At 66.7% G+C, this 15,180-nt stretch carries 11 protein-coding genes and 1 pseudogene; 4 read left to right on the top strand and 8 right to left on the bottom strand.

Annotated features, from left to right (window positions below):
• Positions 1–10 precede the first annotated feature (10 nt).
• From gltD to AC4ELS_RS15975, 3 genes are all read right to left on the bottom strand, one after another.
• Positions 11–1,486: a glutamate synthase subunit beta gene (gene gltD / locus AC4ELS_RS15985; protein WP_055118773.1), complete on the bottom strand. Its 1,476-nt coding sequence runs from the start codon at positions 1,484–1,486 to the stop codon at positions 11–13.
• The gene (gene gltB, locus AC4ELS_RS15980) at positions 1,479–6,059 is read right to left on the bottom strand and encodes a glutamate synthase large subunit (protein ID WP_064958509.1); all 4,581 of its coding nucleotides are present in this window, start codon (positions 6,057–6,059) and stop codon (positions 1,479–1,481) included. Before gltB ends, gltD begins: the two co-directional genes overlap by 8 nt.
• A gap of 394 nt (positions 6,060–6,453) precedes the next feature.
• The gene (locus tag AC4ELS_RS15975; RefSeq protein WP_499048118.1) at positions 6,454–8,511 is read right to left on the bottom strand and encodes a heavy metal translocating P-type ATPase; all 2,058 of its coding nucleotides are present in this window, start codon (positions 8,509–8,511) and stop codon (positions 6,454–6,456) included.
• Between the two features lie 62 nt (positions 8,512–8,573).
• On the opposite strand from AC4ELS_RS15975, the pseudogene AC4ELS_RS15970 reads away from it, so the two are divergent.
• Positions 8,574–9,375: pseudogene (locus AC4ELS_RS15970) on the top strand (PaaI family thioesterase).
• Positions 9,376–9,486: 111 nt separating this feature from the next.
• On the top strand, positions 9,487–10,260 hold the full coding sequence (gene aqpZ, locus AC4ELS_RS15965) for an aquaporin Z (protein ID WP_064883020.1): 774 nt from the start codon (positions 9,487–9,489) through the stop codon (positions 10,258–10,260).
• A 1-nt stretch (position 10,261) separates the two neighbouring features.
• Here aqpZ and AC4ELS_RS15960 read toward each other — a convergent pair whose 3' ends face one another.
• From AC4ELS_RS15960 to AC4ELS_RS15945, 4 genes are all read right to left on the bottom strand, one after another.
• Positions 10,262–11,086 (bottom strand): MBL fold metallo-hydrolase, encoded by an 825-nt coding sequence (locus AC4ELS_RS15960; protein ID WP_498883588.1) that lies wholly within the window; start codon positions 11,084–11,086, stop codon positions 10,262–10,264.
• Positions 11,087–11,133: 47 nt separating this feature from the next.
• Positions 11,134–11,685 (bottom strand): Dps family protein, encoded by a 552-nt coding sequence (locus tag AC4ELS_RS15955; RefSeq protein WP_055118784.1) that lies wholly within the window; start codon positions 11,683–11,685, stop codon positions 11,134–11,136.
• A gap of 71 nt (positions 11,686–11,756) precedes the next feature.
• Positions 11,757–12,656 (bottom strand): DNA-3-methyladenine glycosylase family protein, encoded by a 900-nt coding sequence (locus tag AC4ELS_RS15950; protein WP_498883586.1) that lies wholly within the window; start codon positions 12,654–12,656, stop codon positions 11,757–11,759.
• Positions 12,657–12,665: 9 nt separating this feature from the next.
• Positions 12,666–13,025: a DUF427 domain-containing protein gene (locus AC4ELS_RS15945; RefSeq protein ID WP_064883023.1), complete on the bottom strand. Its 360-nt coding sequence runs from the start codon at positions 13,023–13,025 to the stop codon at positions 12,666–12,668.
• Positions 13,026–13,085: 60 nt separating this feature from the next.
• On the opposite strand from AC4ELS_RS15945, the gene AC4ELS_RS15940 reads away from it, so the two are divergent.
• Both AC4ELS_RS15940 and AC4ELS_RS15935 read left to right on the top strand, forming a co-directional pair.
• Positions 13,086–14,057, top strand: coding sequence for an aldo/keto reductase (locus AC4ELS_RS15940; protein ID WP_498884090.1), 972 nt, complete (start codon positions 13,086–13,088; stop codon positions 14,055–14,057).
• A 20-nt stretch (positions 14,058–14,077) separates the two neighbouring features.
• Positions 14,078–14,533: an SRPBCC family protein gene (locus tag AC4ELS_RS15935; RefSeq protein WP_498883584.1), complete on the top strand. Its 456-nt coding sequence runs from the start codon at positions 14,078–14,080 to the stop codon at positions 14,531–14,533.
• A 10-nt stretch (positions 14,534–14,543) separates the two neighbouring features.
• On the opposite strand, the gene AC4ELS_RS15930 is transcribed toward AC4ELS_RS15935, so the two are convergent.
• A partial coding sequence (locus AC4ELS_RS15930; RefSeq protein ID WP_499048116.1) for an HNH endonuclease signature motif containing protein occupies positions 14,544–15,180 on the bottom strand: 637 nt, incomplete at its 5' end.

The raw sequence follows: 15,180 nt of genomic DNA, 5'->3' as shown, positions 1-15,180 counted from the left end.
ACGCGGAAACCTAGCGCTGCGGCGCTGCCGTCGGCTTGATCACCACCGGCAGAGCGGTCTTGCCCATGAGGTAGCGGTCGACACCAGCGGCGGCGGCCCGGCCCTCGGCAATCGCCCACACGATCAGCGACTGTCCACGGCCCATGTCACCGGCGACGAAGACGCCGGGCACCGAACTCTGGAAGTTCTCGTCGCGGGAGACGTTGCCACGGTCGGTCAGCTCGACACCGAGCTTGCTCAGCAGGCCTTCCTTCTCCGGTCCGACGAAGCCCATGGCGAGCAGCACCAGGTCGGCCTTGAGCTCGAAGTCGGTCCCTTCGACCTTCTCGAACTTGCCGGCATTCATCTTGACCTCGTGCGCGCGCAGGCCGGTGACACGACCGTCGGCGCCGGTGAATTCCTCGGTGTTGACCGAGAACACGCGCTCGCCGCCCTCTTCGTGGGCCGAGGACACCCGGAACATCAGCGGGTAGGTCGGCCACGGGGTCGAGTCCGCGCGGGTCTCCGGCGGGCGCGGCATGATCTCGAACTGGTGGATGCTGGCCGCACCCTGCCGGTGCGAGGTGCCCAGGCAGTCCGCGCCGGTGTCGCCACCGCCGATGATGATGACGTGCTTGTCCTTGGCGGTGATCGGCGGTTGGCCGTTCTCGTCGAGGACTGAAACATCCAAGTCGCCCGAGGCAAATCGGTTGGCCCATGGCAGGAATTCCATGGCCTGGTGGATGCCGTCGAGCTCGCGGCCCGGGATCGGCAGGTCACGCCATGCGGTGGCACCCCCGGCCAACACGACTGCGTCGTAGTTCAGCCGCAGCTGCGCCACGGTGATGTCGACGCCGACGTTGACGCCGGGCCGGAACTGGGTTCCTTCGGCCGCCATCTGCTCCAGACGCCGGTCGATGTGGCGCTTTTCCATCTTGAACTCGGGGATGCCGTAGCGCAGCAGGCCGCCGATGCGGTCGGCGCGCTCGAACACCGTGACGGTGTGACCGGCGCGCGTGAGCTGCTGGGCGGCGGCCAGTCCGGCGGGTCCGGACCCGACGACGGCGACCTTCTTGCCGGTCTGCACGTCGGGCATCTTGGGGACAACCCAGCCCTGGTCGAAGGCGTTGTCGATGAGCTCGACCTCGACCTGCTTGATGGTCACCGGATCCTGGTTGATGCCAAGGACACAGGACGCCTCACACGGGGCGGGGCACAGCCGTCCGGTGAACTCCGGGAAGTTGTTGGTGGCGTGCAGCCGCTCGATCCCGTCGCGCCACCGGTCCTTGTAGACCAGGTCGTTCCACTCGGGGATCAGGTTCCCCAGCGGGCAGCCGTTGTGGCAGAACGGGATACCGCAGTCCATGCATCGTGATGCCTGGTCCCGCAGCTTGTCGTGGGAGAAGTCCTCGTAGACCTCTTTCCAGTCCTTCAGGCGCAGCGGAACCGGCCTGCGGGTCGGGAGTTCCTTCGAGGTGTGCTTGAGGAAACCGCGCGGATCAGCCATTGGCGGCCGCCATGATCGCCTCGTTGACATTCTCGCCGGCCTGTTCAGCGGCGGCGATTGCGGCCAACACACGCTTGTAGTCGCGCGGCATGACCTTCACAAAGTGCTTCAACTCGTTAACCCAATCAGACAGGACCCGTTGTCCCACAGCCGAATCGGTTGCGTCGACATGGGCGGTGAGGATGCCCTTCAACCATTCGGCGTCGGAGGCCTCCATGGCCTCCAGCTCCACCATCTCGGTGTTCAGGTTCTCACCCAGCACGCCGGCCGGGTCGTAGACGTAGGCGACACCGCCGGACATGCCCGCCGCGAAGTTGCGGCCGGTGGGTCCGAGGATGACGACCTTGCCGCCGGTCATGTACTCGCAACCGTGGTCGCCCACGCCCTCGACGACCGCGTGGGCGCCGGAGTTACGGACCGCGAACCGCTCGCCGACCTGGCCGCGCAGGAACGCCTCGCCGCTGGTGGCGCCGAACAGTGCCACGTTGCCGGCGATGATGTTGTCCTCGGCGGCGAAGTCGGCCGGTGCCTCGTCGGCGGGGCGGACCACGATCCGGCCACCCGACAGACCCTTGCCGACATAGTCGTTGGCGTCGCCGTAGACCCTCAGCGTCATGCCCTTCGGGACGAACGCGCCGAAGCTGTTGCCCGCGGAGCCGTCGAACGTGATGTCGATCGTGCCGTCCGGAAGCCCTTGCCCGCCATAGGCCTTGGTGACCTCGTGGCCGAGCATGGTGCCCACGGTGCGGTTGACGTTGGTGATCTTTGTCGAAAAACGGACGGGCGAAGCGGAATCCAGGGCCTCGCGGCTCTGGGTGATCAGCTGCTGATCGAGTGCCTTGTCCAGACCGTGGTCCTGCCGCGAGCTGCAGTACAGGTCCTGGTTCATGAACGCCGACTCGGGTTCGTAGAGCACCGGCGTCAGGTCCAGCTTGTGGGCCTTCCAGTGCTCGGCGGCCTTGGTGGTGTCCAGTGCACCGACCTGGCCGACCATCTCGTTGACGGTCCGGAAGCCCAACTGCGCCATGAGTTCACGGACTTCTTCGGCGATGAACATAAAGAAGTTCTCGACGAACTCGGGCTTGCCGTTGAACCGCTCACGCAGCACCGGGTTCTGCGTGGCCACACCCACCGGGCAGGTGTCGAGGTGGCAGACGCGCATCATGATGCAGCCCGACACCACCAGTGGCGCGGTGGCGAAGCCGAATTCCTCGGCGCCAAGCAGCGCGGCGACGACGACGTCACGGCCCGTCTTGAGCTGACCGTCGACCTGGACCACGATGCGGTCGCGCAGGCCGTTGAGCAGCAGGGTCTGCTGCGTCTCGGCCAGGCCCAGCTCCCACGGGGCGCCGGCGTGCTTCATCGAGGTGAGCGGGGTGGCTCCGGTACCGCCGTCGTGGCCGGAGATCAGCACCACGTCGGCGTGTGCCTTGGAGACACCCGCGGCGACCGTTCCGACGCCGTTCTCGGACACCAGCTTCACGTGCACACGCGCGGCCGGGTTGGCGTTCTTGAGGTCGTGGATCAGCTGTGCCAGATCCTCGATCGAGTAGATGTCGTGGTGCGGCGGCGGCGAGATCAGGCCGACACCTGGGGTCGAGTGCCGCACCTCGGCCACCCACGGGTACACCTTGTGCCCCGGAAGCTGGCCGCCCTCACCAGGCTTCGCGCCCTGGGCCATCTTGATCTGGATGTCAGAGCAGTTGGTCAGGTAATGGCTGGTGACACCGAACCGGCCGGAGGCCACCTGCTTGATGGCGCTGCGGCGCCAGTCGCCGTTCTCCTCCGGCTCGAAGCGGTGCACGCTCTCGCCGCCTTCACCCGAGTTCGAACGTCCGCCAAGGCGGTTCATCGCGATGGCCAGCGTCTCGTGTGCCTCGGCCGAGATCGAGCCGTAGCTCATGGCACCGGTGGAGAAGCGCTTGACGATCTCGGAGGCCGGCTCGACCTCGTCGATGGAGATCGGCTGGCGGACACCGTCACGGAACTTCAGCAGACCGCGCAGCGAGGCCATCCGCTCGCTCTGGTCGTCGACCAGGGCGGTGTACTCCTTGAAGATCGAGTACTGACCGGTGCGGGTCGAGTGCTGCAGCTTGAACACCGTGTCCGGGTTGAACAGGTGGTACTCGCCCTCGCGGCGCCACTGGTACTCGCCGCCGACCTCGAGCTCGCGGTGGGCGCGCTCGTCGGGACGGTCGAGGTAGGCCAGTGAGTGGCGGGTGGCGACGTCGGCGGCGATGTCGTCGAGGTCGATGCCGCCCACTGGACAGCTCAGCCCGACGAAGTACTGGTCGAGCACGTCCTGGGAGATGCCGATGGCCTGGAACAGCTGGGCACCGGTGTAGGAGGCCAAGGTGGAGATGCCCATCTTGGACATCACCTTCAGCACGCCCTTGCCTGCGGCCTTGACGTAGTTGGCCTTGGCTTGATCACTGGTGATTCCGGCGATCACACCGCGGTCGACCATGTCCTCGATCGACTCGAAGGCCATGTACGGGTTGACGGCGGCGGCGCCGAAGCCGCACAGCATGGCCATGTGGTGCACCTCGCGGGCGTCACCGGCCTCGACCACCAGGCCGACCTTGGTGCGGGTGCGCTCGCGAACCAGGTGGTGATGCACCGCCGCGACGGACAGCAGCGACGGGATCGGCGCCATGGTCTCGTTGGATTCGCGGTCGGACAGCACGATGATTCGGGCACCCTCGCGGATGGCCTCCGACACCTTGGCGCGGACGTTGTCCAGCGCCTCTTTGAGGCCCTGGCCGCCCCGGTTGACCGGGTAGAGGCAGCGGATCACCGCGGCGCGCATGCCGTGCTTGTGGCCCCGGACCTCGTGGTCGGGGTCGACGCAGATCAGCTTGGACAGATCGGCGTTGCGCAGGATCGGCTGCGAGAGCACGATCTGCCGGCACGATTCCGGACCTGGGTTGAGCAGGTCGCCCTCGGGCCCGATCACGCCCTGCAGGCTGGTGACCACCTCTTCGCGGATGGCGTCCAGCGGCGGGTTGGTGACCTGGGCGAACAGCTGCTGGAAGTAGTCGAACAGCATCCGCGGCCGGGCCGAGAGGATGGCGACCGGCGTATCGGTGCCCATCGAACCGAGGGCTTCGGCACCGGTGCGCGCCATGGGCGCGACCAGCAGGTTCAGCTCCTCGTAGGTGTAGCCGAAGATCTGCTGACGCAGCACCACGCGGTGGTGCGGCATCCGGACGTAGTCACCCGGCGGCAGCTCGTCGAGCGGGAACAGGCCCGCCTCGATCCACTCCTGGTAGGGCTGCTCGCTGGCCAGCTGAGCCTTGATCTCCTCGTCGGAGACGATGCGGCCCTGGGCGGTGTCCACCAGGAACATCCGGCCGGGCTGCAGGCGCAGCTTCTTGACGACGGTGGACGGGTCGAGCGGAAGGACGCCGGCCTCCGACGCCATCACGACGAGGCCGTCGTCGGTCACCCAGATGCGCGAGGGGCGCAGGCCGTTGCGGTCGAGCACGGCGCCGATGACGGTGCCGTCGGTGAAGCAGACCGAGGCGGGTCCGTCCCAGGGCTCCATCAGCGAATCGTGGAACTCGTAGAAGGCACGGCGCGCGGGATCCATCGACTCGTGGCGTTCCCACGCCTCGGGGATCATCATCAGCACGGCGTGCGGCAGGCTGCGGCCACCGAGGTGCAGCAGCTCGAGCACCTCGTCGAAACGGGCGGTGTCCGATGCGCCGGGGGTACAGACGGGGACGATCTTGTCGAGTCCGTCGGTGCCGAACACGTCGGTGCGGATCAGCGCCTCACGGGCGCGCATCCAGTTCTCGTTGCCGGTGACGGTGTTGATCTCGCCGTTGTGGGCGATCCGCCGGAACGGGTGGGCCAGCGGCCACGACGGGAACGTGTTGGTGGAGAAGCGGGAGTGCACGATGCCCAGCGCGCTGGTCATCCGCTCGTCCTGCAGGTCCAGGTAGAACGCCTTGAGCTGCGGCGTGGTCAGCATGCCCTTGTAGACGAAGGTCTGCCCGGACAGGCTCGGGAAGTACACCGTCTCGCGGCCGGGGCCGTCCTGGCCCGGGCCCTTGGTGCCCAACTCGTGTTCGGCGCGCTTGCGCACGACGTAGGCCTTGCGCTCCAGGTCCATGCCGGTGGCGCCGCCGATGAACAGCTGCCGGAACGTCGGCATGGCGTCGCGCGCCAGTGCGCCCAGCGATGAGTCGTCGGTCGGCACCTGGCGCCAGCCGAGCACCTTCAGGCCCTCGGCCTCGACGATCTTCTCCACGGCCTCGGCTGCCGTCGACGCGTCACGCGACGACTGCGGCAGGAAGGCGATGCCGGTGGCGTAGCTTCCGGCCTCGGGGAGTTCGAAATCGACTACCTCACGCAGGAACGCATCGGGGACCTGCAGCAGGATGCCTGCGCCATCGCCGGTGTTCGGTTCTGCGCCCTGGGCACCGCGGTGCTCCAGATTCACCAGTGCTGTGATCGCCTTGTCCACGATGTCCCGGCTGCGGCGACCATGGATGTCTGCCACCATTGCCACACCACACGCATCGTGTTCATATGCGGGGTTGTACAGCCCGACCTTGCTGGGCGCCATTCCCACCTTGCCCTTCAACACGCTTCTACGAAGAAGCCGGCTCGGCGTGGGCGCCTCCGTGCAGCACTGGACGACGGCTATGTCCCACACGCCATAAGTGGAGAAAACGATAAGGCAACTACCGTGGCAGATGCCAACTTAGCCAAGCCTAACTATACTTGCTTGGCGGCTTTGGAACACGCTCGCCGACTGATCGATAAACCAGCGAATTCCAGTGCAGCCCTTAGGATTTCATGCCGACCCCATCGAGGGCATCTCAGCCCCCGCCGGGCCCGGCAGTAACCCCTTGCGTCAATTTAGTTTGCCATACACATCACATTGTGCCGTTATAGTGCCGTTATATCAACAATCAATATTTGCAGGAAAGCTTAGTCAGATTCTTAGAATTGCATGATCAACGTCCCGAGGCCCGCGCAACGCTGCGCACGCCGGCCTCGGGCCGTAGGTCGAGACGACGTAGCGACTGCGCATTGAGTGCCACGACAACCGTCGACGCTGACATCAGTATCGCTCCGACCGACATCGGCATTACAAAGCCCAGTGGAGCGGCCACTCCCGCAGCCAACGGCACCGAGATCAGGTTGTAACCCGCTGCCCACCAAAGGTTTTGCTTCATCTTCCGGTACGACTGCCGGGAAAGCTCGATTACCGAGAGCACCGACCGGGGATCCGAGCTGGCGAGGATGACGCCTGCCGATGCGATGGCGACATCGGTTCCCGCGCCGATCGCGATGCCGACGTCGGCCTGGGCCAGCGCCGGCGCGTCGTTCACGCCGTCACCGACCATCGCGACGGTCAGACCTTCACCCTGCAGTTCGGCGACTTTGGCCGCCTTGTCTTCGGGCCGCACGCCGGCGAAGACCCGGTCGATACTTAGTTCTGTCGCCACCGCCGAAGCGACGGGCGCTGCGTCACCGGTGATCATCACCACTTCGATCCCGAGGTCGTGCAGCGTGTCGACGGCCTGCCGGGATTCCGGGCGCACCTCGTCGGCCAGCGCCAGCGCGCCGGCCACTTCCCCGTCGACCAGCACGTGCAGCACGGTGGCGCCGTCCCACCCGGAGGCATCCGGCAGCGCGGAGCGCCCGGCCTGGTCGAGCAATGCGGGGCCGCCGACCTGCACCCGATGCCCACCGACCATGGCACTGACACCGACCGCGGGTGACGAACTGAAGTCGCTGGCCGGCGGAATGTCGAGGTTGCGGCGACGAGCCGCGTCGACGATGGCGCGGGCCAGCGGGTGTTCGGAGTCGGCCTCGGCGGCTGCTGCCAGCGCCAGCACTTCGTTGTCCGGACGCTCGGTGGCCGCCATGGCGGTGACGGCCGGCTCACCCTTGGTCAGCGTGCCGGTCTTGTCGAACAGGACCGCCCCGACGGTGCGCATGGTTTCCAGCGCCAGCCGATCCTTGATCAGCACACCACCGCGGGCGGCCCGCTCGGTCGCGATGGACACCACCAGCGGGATGGCCAGGCCCAGGGCGTGCGGGCATGCGATCACCAGCACCGTGATGGTGCGGACGACGGCCTGGTCAGGTTCGCCGAACAGGGTCCAGGCCAGCGCCGTCAGCAGTGCCGATCCCAGGGCGAACCAGAACAGCCAGCCCGCGGCCCGGTCGGCCAGTCGCTGCGCTCGCGACGACGAGTTCATCGCCTCGCCGACCAGCCGTTGGATGCCGGCCAGGGCGGTGTCGTCGCCCACGGCCGTCACCCGGATGCGTAATCCGGAGTCGGTGGCGACGGTGCCCGCGACGACGTCGTCTCCCACGCTTCGGCGCACCGTCCGCGACTCACCGGTGACCATCGACTCGTCCATATCGGCTGCACCGTCGATGATCCGGCCGTCGACGGGGACGCTGGCACCCGGCCGCACGATCACCAGATCACCGACCCGCAGATCCGTTGGGGGAACAGTGACCACCTGCTCGGCCTCGCCGTCACCCTCGACCCGCTCGGCCTCGTCGGGCAGCAGCGCAGCCAGCGAGTCCAAAGCGGAAGTGGTTTGCGCCAGGGAGCGCATCTCGATCCAGTGGCCCAGCAGCATGATCACGATCAGCAGCGCCAGTTCCCACCAGAAGTCCAGTTGATGGTGCAGTACGCCGAGACTCGCGCCCCACGACGCGATGAACGCGACAGTGATCGCCAATCCGATCAGCAGCATCATTCCCGGTGCGCGCGAACGTATCTCGCTGACGGCACCGGTCAGGAAGGGCCGACCACCCCAGACGTACATGACGGTGCCGAGCACCGGGGAGATCCAGCGTGCTCCGGGGATATCCGGGATCGAATAGCCGAGGAGCATCGCGAACATCGGCGAGAGAGCCACCGTCGGCACTGCCAGAACCGCCATGACCCAGAACAGCCGGCGGAACTGGGCGACGTGGTCGCCGTGGCCGGCATGTCCCGCATGACCGGCGTGTTCGTCTTCGTGCATCGCGTGTTCGGTCGTGGTCATGTGGCCACTGTATACCCCTAGGGGGTATATGGCTACCGTGGTGGGCGTAACTGTTGACGGCGATGCACTATCCGCTGAATACCCCGTTGGGCCGCATGGGCGTACAAACCCTTGAAGAGCGCCCGGATCGCTGCGTGGCCTCCATCCCCGTCGGCGGACTACTCAATCCCCTGACGCGGGTACCGACCATCGCTCCGCTGGCGATGCTGGTCGATCACATCGGCGGGCTGATCAACCACCTTCGCCGCAACGAAGACGAGTGGACCGTGTCCAGCGAGCTGGCCATCGAGCTCACCCCGAATGCCATAGACCTGGTCACTGCCACGCCGGAGGTGCCCGTGGTGGCGACCGCCCGGCCGTTCGGCCCGAAGGGCACAGGTTCGCTGAGCCTGTCGGAGCTCACTCACGGAGACCAATTGATCGGGACCGCGACGGTGCGGTCCTTCCACATCCATGCGCCAGGGCACATCCTCGAATGGCCCACCGACTCAGCCGAGGGCGCGCCACCTGCGGCACTGGAGGACCGCATGTCGGTCCAGGTCGCCGAGACCGGTGGGAGCACCGCGGTACTGCGGCAGTTGCCCGACCCCGTCATCAACAACAGCATCGGCATCGTGCACGGTGGAGTATCGGCAGCGGCGCTGGAACTCGTCGGCTCCGCGGCCCTCGGTGCCGACGCCGGCGAGCCTTGGCGGACGGCTTCGCTGCGAGTCAATTACCTGCGCCAGTTCCGTGGCGGTGACGAATCACGTTACGAGGCGCGCACGTTGGCGGGTCGGACGCAGCTCAGGAGCGGTTGACGCGCAGGCCATCGGCGATGACGGCGCGGTGGCGCTGGTGGCCCGGTTGACCGCATACCGCTGATTTTCACGGCAACGTAAATTTCACTGTGCGATCAATTCGGCAACAACGACTCTGCCATCGGCTACTGGCGTGAAACCCTCCGGATGAACCACATCTACGGAGGAGTTCGCCATGAGTACGCCGAGCATGTCACATCGATTGGCAGCCGAATTCATCGGGACGTTCTGGCTGGTCCTGGGCGGTTGCGGTAGCGCGGTTTTCGCCGCGAAGTTTCTCTCCGACGGCTTCTCCGTGGGGATCGGGTTCCTCGGGGTGGCCCTCGCGTTCGGCCTGACGGTGCTGACCGGCGTCTACGCCTTCGGCACCATCTCCGGCGGGCACTTCAACCCGGCCGTCACGCTGGGTGCCGCACTGGCCCGCCGCGTCGAGTGGGTGGCCGTTTTGCCGTACTGGATTTCGCAGGTGGTGGGCGGTCTGGTGGCCGGCGTGGTGATCTATGTGATCGCCAGCGGCAAAGACGGTTGGTCTGCCACCGGGAACATGGCCGCCAACGGTTACGGCGAACACTCCCCCGGCGGATACTCGCTGGCCGCGGTGCTCCTGGCCGAGGTGATCCTGACCGCGGTGTTCCTGCTGGTCATCCTCGGTTCCACCGATGACCGCGCACCGAAAGGCTTCGCCGGTCTGTCGATCGGCCTCACCCTGACGCTGATCCACCTGATCTCGATCCCGATCTCCAACACCTCGGTCAACCCGGCCCGCTCCACGGCGGTCGCGTTCTTCAACGGCAACGGCGCGCCCGCGCAGCTGTGGGCGTTCTGGCTGGCCCCACTGGTCGGTGCGGCCATCGCCGGTCTGGCCTACTCGTTCCTGTTCGGTTCCCCGGAGGCGCTGGCCGAGCGCCCGGTCCGCGAGGACACCCTGGACCAGGAGCGCACCCGCTAGATCAGGTCAGATGGTCGAATTCCCCACTGACCCAACGGATATGAGTATCAGCTGACCGGTGCACTACCTCCTTGGCGGCGCTGTCTATCTCGTCGCCGCCAAGGGTGTAGAGCCGGTCATAGTCGTACCCGTCTAGCCGATCCACGATCCGGCGCACCACCGCGGCCGACAGCGGGACGTGCTTGGGAAAGTTGCGCTGAAACGACACCCAGTTGCTGGCCAGTCCGCCGGAGATGGTGTCCCCGACCAACAGCGTGCCGTCAGCCGTCAGCGCCACCGAACTGCCCCGCATGTGACCGCCGACGTGGATCAATCGCACTCCGGGCAGCGGTTCCAGCTCCTCGGTCCACTGCGTTATCAGCGGATCGGGAGCCGGAAGCCACTCTGCGTCAAGGGCATTCACGTACACGGGCACGCCGCCGAAGGCCCTGCTCCAACTGAGTTGCGCCCCGAACATGTGGGGATGGCTGGCAGCGACGGCGTCGACACCACCGAGGCCGTGAACGAGGCCGATGATCTCGTCGTCCAGGTAGCCCGGCGCATCCCACAGCAGGTTCCCGTCCGCCGCCTGCACCACAAACGACCGGTGCCCGATGGCGAACTTGGGCGCCCGCCGCAAGCTGTGCACTCCGCGACCGTGATCGACGTGTTCGGTGTGGTGCGGTTGCGCCGCCAGTTCCTCCAGCGTCGTCCAGGTGCCATGCGGCGGTAGGTCTCCACGCTCCTCGATCGAGACGACCTCCGAGGTCAACACACAGCTGTCGGCCGGTTCGATGGCGGAATCCGGGTGTTCCACACCGCATCCCGTGCAGATCCAGGTAGGCATGACACCGAGCCTGGCACCTCAACAACTGTTGAGGTCAAGCGCGCAGCCTATGCACTCTTACGCCGCGCCTTGCCGGCGGCACCGCGCTCGGTAGGTGCGCCCTCATGGGCCAGCGTGCCCCCGGCGCTCTCCAGGTGAGCCCGGACGAACCACTGGAACTTCTCGAGTTCGGCGGCATGGTCGATGAGAACGTCCTGGGAGACAAGATCGAGTTTCTCCAACTTGTCGATCGCCTTGCGGGTGTCCTCGATCACCCCGTTGTAGACGAGGTCGAGCGCCGCGAGGTGCGCTTGCACGTTGTCACGTCCGACGGAGTAGTCGTCCCAGGTGCGGTCAGAGATGATGGCCCCCGGGGTACCCTTCGGCGATTTGCCCAGCGCAGCAATCCGTTCGGCGACCTCGTCGGCGTAGGCGCGCACCAGCGCCACCTGTGGGTCGATCATCTCGTGGACGCCGATGAAGTTCGGGCCGACGACGTTCCAGTGGACATGCTTGAGCGTCAGATGCAGGTCGTTGTACGTGCTGAGCTGCTTCTGCAAGAGCTGGGCCACTTCGTTGCCCTGCTTGTCGGTCAGACCGGGAATGGTGAACGAGGTCATTGCGGCTCCTTTCGGTTCACGATCGGTTCCGCCCCGGGGTACCCGACAACGGCGGCGCGCAATCACCCCGGCTACAGCGCGCGTAGGTTCGGAATGGCCTGACGCGCTCCGAAACGCGGATTGTGGGCCAGCCCACTGGCTTCCAACAAACGGACGGCCCGCTGCCGGTGTGGGCGCAGAGGTTCGAGCAGTTCGACCATCTCCGCATCGTCGATCGGCCGGCCGAGCAGGGTGCGTCCCACCATCGTCGCCAGGTGATAGTCGCCTACCGACAGCGCATCGGCGTCGCCGAAGGCGCGTTGCACGGTTTCTGCCGCCGTCCACTCACCGACACCGGGCAACGAGCGCAACGCCGTCACCGCCCGCTCGGCGGTGAGCCTCTCGATGGCATCGGCGCGCTGTGCACAGCCGACGATGGTGCGCGCCCGGCCCGGGTCCACGTTGGCCCGATGGAATTCCCACGACGGGATACGTCGCCACACGTCGGCGGTAGGTGGCACCCGCATCCCGTCAGGCGCCGGACCGGGCGCCGGGGCGCCGTACTTCGTCACCAACCGCCGCCAGGCTCGCCACGCATCCATGCCCGAGACCCGCTGCTCGATGATCGCGGGCACCAACGCCTCCAATACCCGGCCGCTGCGCCCGAGACGCAGGTGCGGCACGCGCCGATGCGCCTCGGCGATGGTCGGCTCGACGGGATCGAAGTCACCGGCGTGGTCGTCGGCACCCACCAGCGCCGGAAAACCGTCCAGGAACTCCGCGACACCCGGGCCCCACGCCTCGCAGTCCACGGTGTCGACGGCTGACTTGGTGATCCGTGCGGTCACCGGACCGGTTTTCATCGCGCTTACGCGCCAGATCGCGCCGTCGACACTGATCCGGTTGGTCGGGTCGTACCCGCCGCGGCGCCAGGGAGCCAGCGTCAGCCCCGGACTGGCCGGGCCTTCGAACGTGACGCTGATTGAGGGCACCGCTCCAGACTAGGCCAGGGCGATGTCGGCCTTCTGCGGGTAGAAGGCCAGGTGATCGGCTATTTCAGCGACGGCCGCGTACGGCTGCTCGTAGGTCCAGACCGCGTCCTCGACGTCGCCGACGTGGTAATAGTTCGCCTCACCCTTGTAGGGACAGTAGGTGGTGGCAGCGCTACGAGTCAGCGTTTCCCACACGACATCGGCGCGCGGAATATATTGCACGGCTGGATAAGTCGACTCCTGCAGGGTCAGGGCCGCATCGGTCTGCGCGATGATCGCGCCGCCGACGGTGACGGTGACCCGACGTCCGGTCGGGGTGATGGTGATGGGGTGGGCTGCGCTCGGCTGCAGCACCTGGCGCTCGGTCATATGCGGCACAACACCACGGCGCGGCCACCGATTCCCGGGCAGACTGGAGCGATGGGTACTTTGCAGACCGCACGGTTGGGTGACCTCGAAGTGGCGCGGATCGGTCTGGGCACGATGGGCATGTCCTTCGCCTATGGCAGCGCCGGTCGCGACGACGCCGAGTCGATCCGCACCATCCACCGGGCCATCGACCTCGGCGTCACCCTCATCGACACTGCCGAGGTGTACGGCCCTTACGCCAACGAAGTGTTGGTCGGGCAGGCACTGAAGGGTCGACGCGACAAGGTCGTGCTCGCCACCAAATTCGGGATGATCTCCCACACCGGCCGCGACGGGGCGGACAGCAGCCCGGCCAACATCCGCACCGCGGTGGAGGGGTCGCTCCAGCGCCTGGGCACCGACCACATCGACCTCTACTACCAGCACCGCCTGGACCGTTCCACGCCGATCGAGGAAACCATCGGCGTGCTGGCCGACCTCATCGCCGAGGGCAAGGTTCTCCATATCGGGTTGTCCGAGGTAGGGGTCGAGACCATCCGGCGTGCCCACGCCGTCCACCCGATCACCGCACTGCAATCGGAGTACTCGTTGTTCACCCGAGACCCCGAGGACGGAATCCTGGATATCTTGCGCGAGAAAGGTATTGGCTTCGTCGCCTACTCACCTCTCGGACGCGGCTTCCTCACCGGCCAGATCCGATCCGTCGACGACCTCGCCGACGACGACACCCGCCGCGACAACCCCCGGTTCACCGGCGAGAACTTCGCGGTGAATCTGCGGCTCGCCGACGAGGTGCGGACCATCGCCGAGGCCTCGGGAGCGACGCCAGGGCAGGTCGCGCTGGCCTGGCTGCTGTCGCGTGGCCCCGACATCGTGCCGATTCCGGGAACCAGGCGGGTCGAACGACTGGAGGAGAACATCGCGGCGGATGCGGTCACGCTGACTCCCGACCAGTTGTCCCGGCTCGACAATCTCGCCGCGCCCGCCGGCGACCATCACACCGAGGCCCAGATGCGGATGATCGACCGGTAGCCCGGGTCTACGATCGGCCCATGACCGCGCCTGTGAAAGCCACTGTGTCGATCGCTGCCGATCCCGCAGCCGTGTACGCACTCATCACCGATCTGCCCACGCTGGCCTCGCTCGCCGAGGAGGCTCATGCGATGAAGTGGCAGAAGGGCAGTTCGGCCACCCCCGGGTCAGTTTTCAAGGGTCACAACCGCAATGGCTCGAAGGCCTGGAGCACGACGTGCACCGTCACCGACGCCGAGCCCGGCAAGACGTTCGCCTTCGACGTGAAGTCCCTGGTGTTCCCGGTGGCGCACTGGCGCTACGACATCACTGCCGCCGAGGGCGGTTGCACGGTGACCGAGTCCACCTGGGACCGCCGTGCTGGCTGGTTCAAGAAGGTCGCTGGGCTGGCCACCGGGGTGCCCGACCGCGACGGCGCAAACGCCGAGCACATCCAGCTCACCCTGCAGCGGCTGAAGGAACGCGCCGAAGCTTGATCGCCCCTGCTCAGAAGGGTGGTGGTGGTCCGTTTTCTTCGGCGAGCCAGGCTTGGTAGTCGCGTTCGTAGGCGAGGTCGTTGTTGAGTTCGGCGCGTAGGCGTCGTTCTTCGGCGATGCGGTCACGTTGGTCTTGTTCGCGGGTCCGTGAGCGTTTGGGCATCTTCGCACCGCGATCGGGGTGCGGGGCTTGCGGTTCAGGGTCGGCGAGGTTGAGGTCCCCGGTCGGTTGAGCCAGAGTCGGGAACAGACCGGCACCGTGAGGTTCGGTCACATGGGTGTGTCCGGTGGGGGTGGTGAACTCGATGGTCCCGTCGGGTCGTTGGCGGTCAGACCAGCCGGGGCAGAACGTTTTCACCAAATGGTGTGCCCGGCAAAATAGTTTGGTGTTCGACGGATGCGTCGGCCCGGCGGGCCAGGGCGCGGTGTGGTCAATGTCGCAGCGTTCGGCCGGGGCATCACAACCGGGGAACCGGCACGTCAGATCGCGCCACCGGATGAACTCCGACAACGCCACCGACGGGCGGTACCGCGGCTCAGCCGCAGCGGACTCAGCTGCTTCGGCCGCATTCCCGGTGGGCATACGCACCGGTTTGACCTTGGCGGTGGCGGCCAGGTCACGCACGGACTCGGCGGGCACGATGCCG

This window comes from Mycobacterium shunyiense, assembly GCF_058270035.1.
This window is presented reverse-complemented; position numbering and strand designations above follow the sequence as displayed.

What these genes read in the sequence shown, in the direction of transcription:
- AC4ELS_RS15960 (WP_498883588.1), bottom strand. Translation starts at nt 11,086, where the DNA reads ATGCCTACCTGGATCTGCACGGGATGCGGTGTGGAACACCCGGATTCC.
- aqpZ (WP_064883020.1), top strand. Translation starts at nt 9,487, where the DNA reads ATGAGTACGCCGAGCATGTCACATCGATTGGCAGCCGAATTCATCGGG.
- AC4ELS_RS15935 (WP_498883584.1), top strand. Translation starts at nt 14,078, where the DNA reads ATGACCGCGCCTGTGAAAGCCACTGTGTCGATCGCTGCCGATCCCGCA.
- AC4ELS_RS15955 (WP_055118784.1), bottom strand. Translation starts at nt 11,685, where the DNA reads ATGACCTCGTTCACCATTCCCGGTCTGACCGACAAGCAGGGCAACGAA.
- gltB (WP_064958509.1), bottom strand. Translation starts at nt 6,059, where the DNA reads ATGGCGCCCAGCAAGGTCGGGCTGTACAACCCCGCATATGAACACGAT.
- gltD (WP_055118773.1), bottom strand. Translation starts at nt 1,486, where the DNA reads ATGGCTGATCCGCGCGGTTTCCTCAAGCACACCTCGAAGGAACTCCCG.
- AC4ELS_RS15945 (WP_064883023.1), bottom strand. Translation starts at nt 13,025, where the DNA reads ATGACCGAGCGCCAGGTGCTGCAGCCGAGCGCAGCCCACCCCATCACC.
- AC4ELS_RS15975 (WP_499048118.1), bottom strand. Translation starts at nt 8,511, where the DNA reads ATGACCACGACCGAACACGCGATGCACGAAGACGAACACGCCGGTCAT.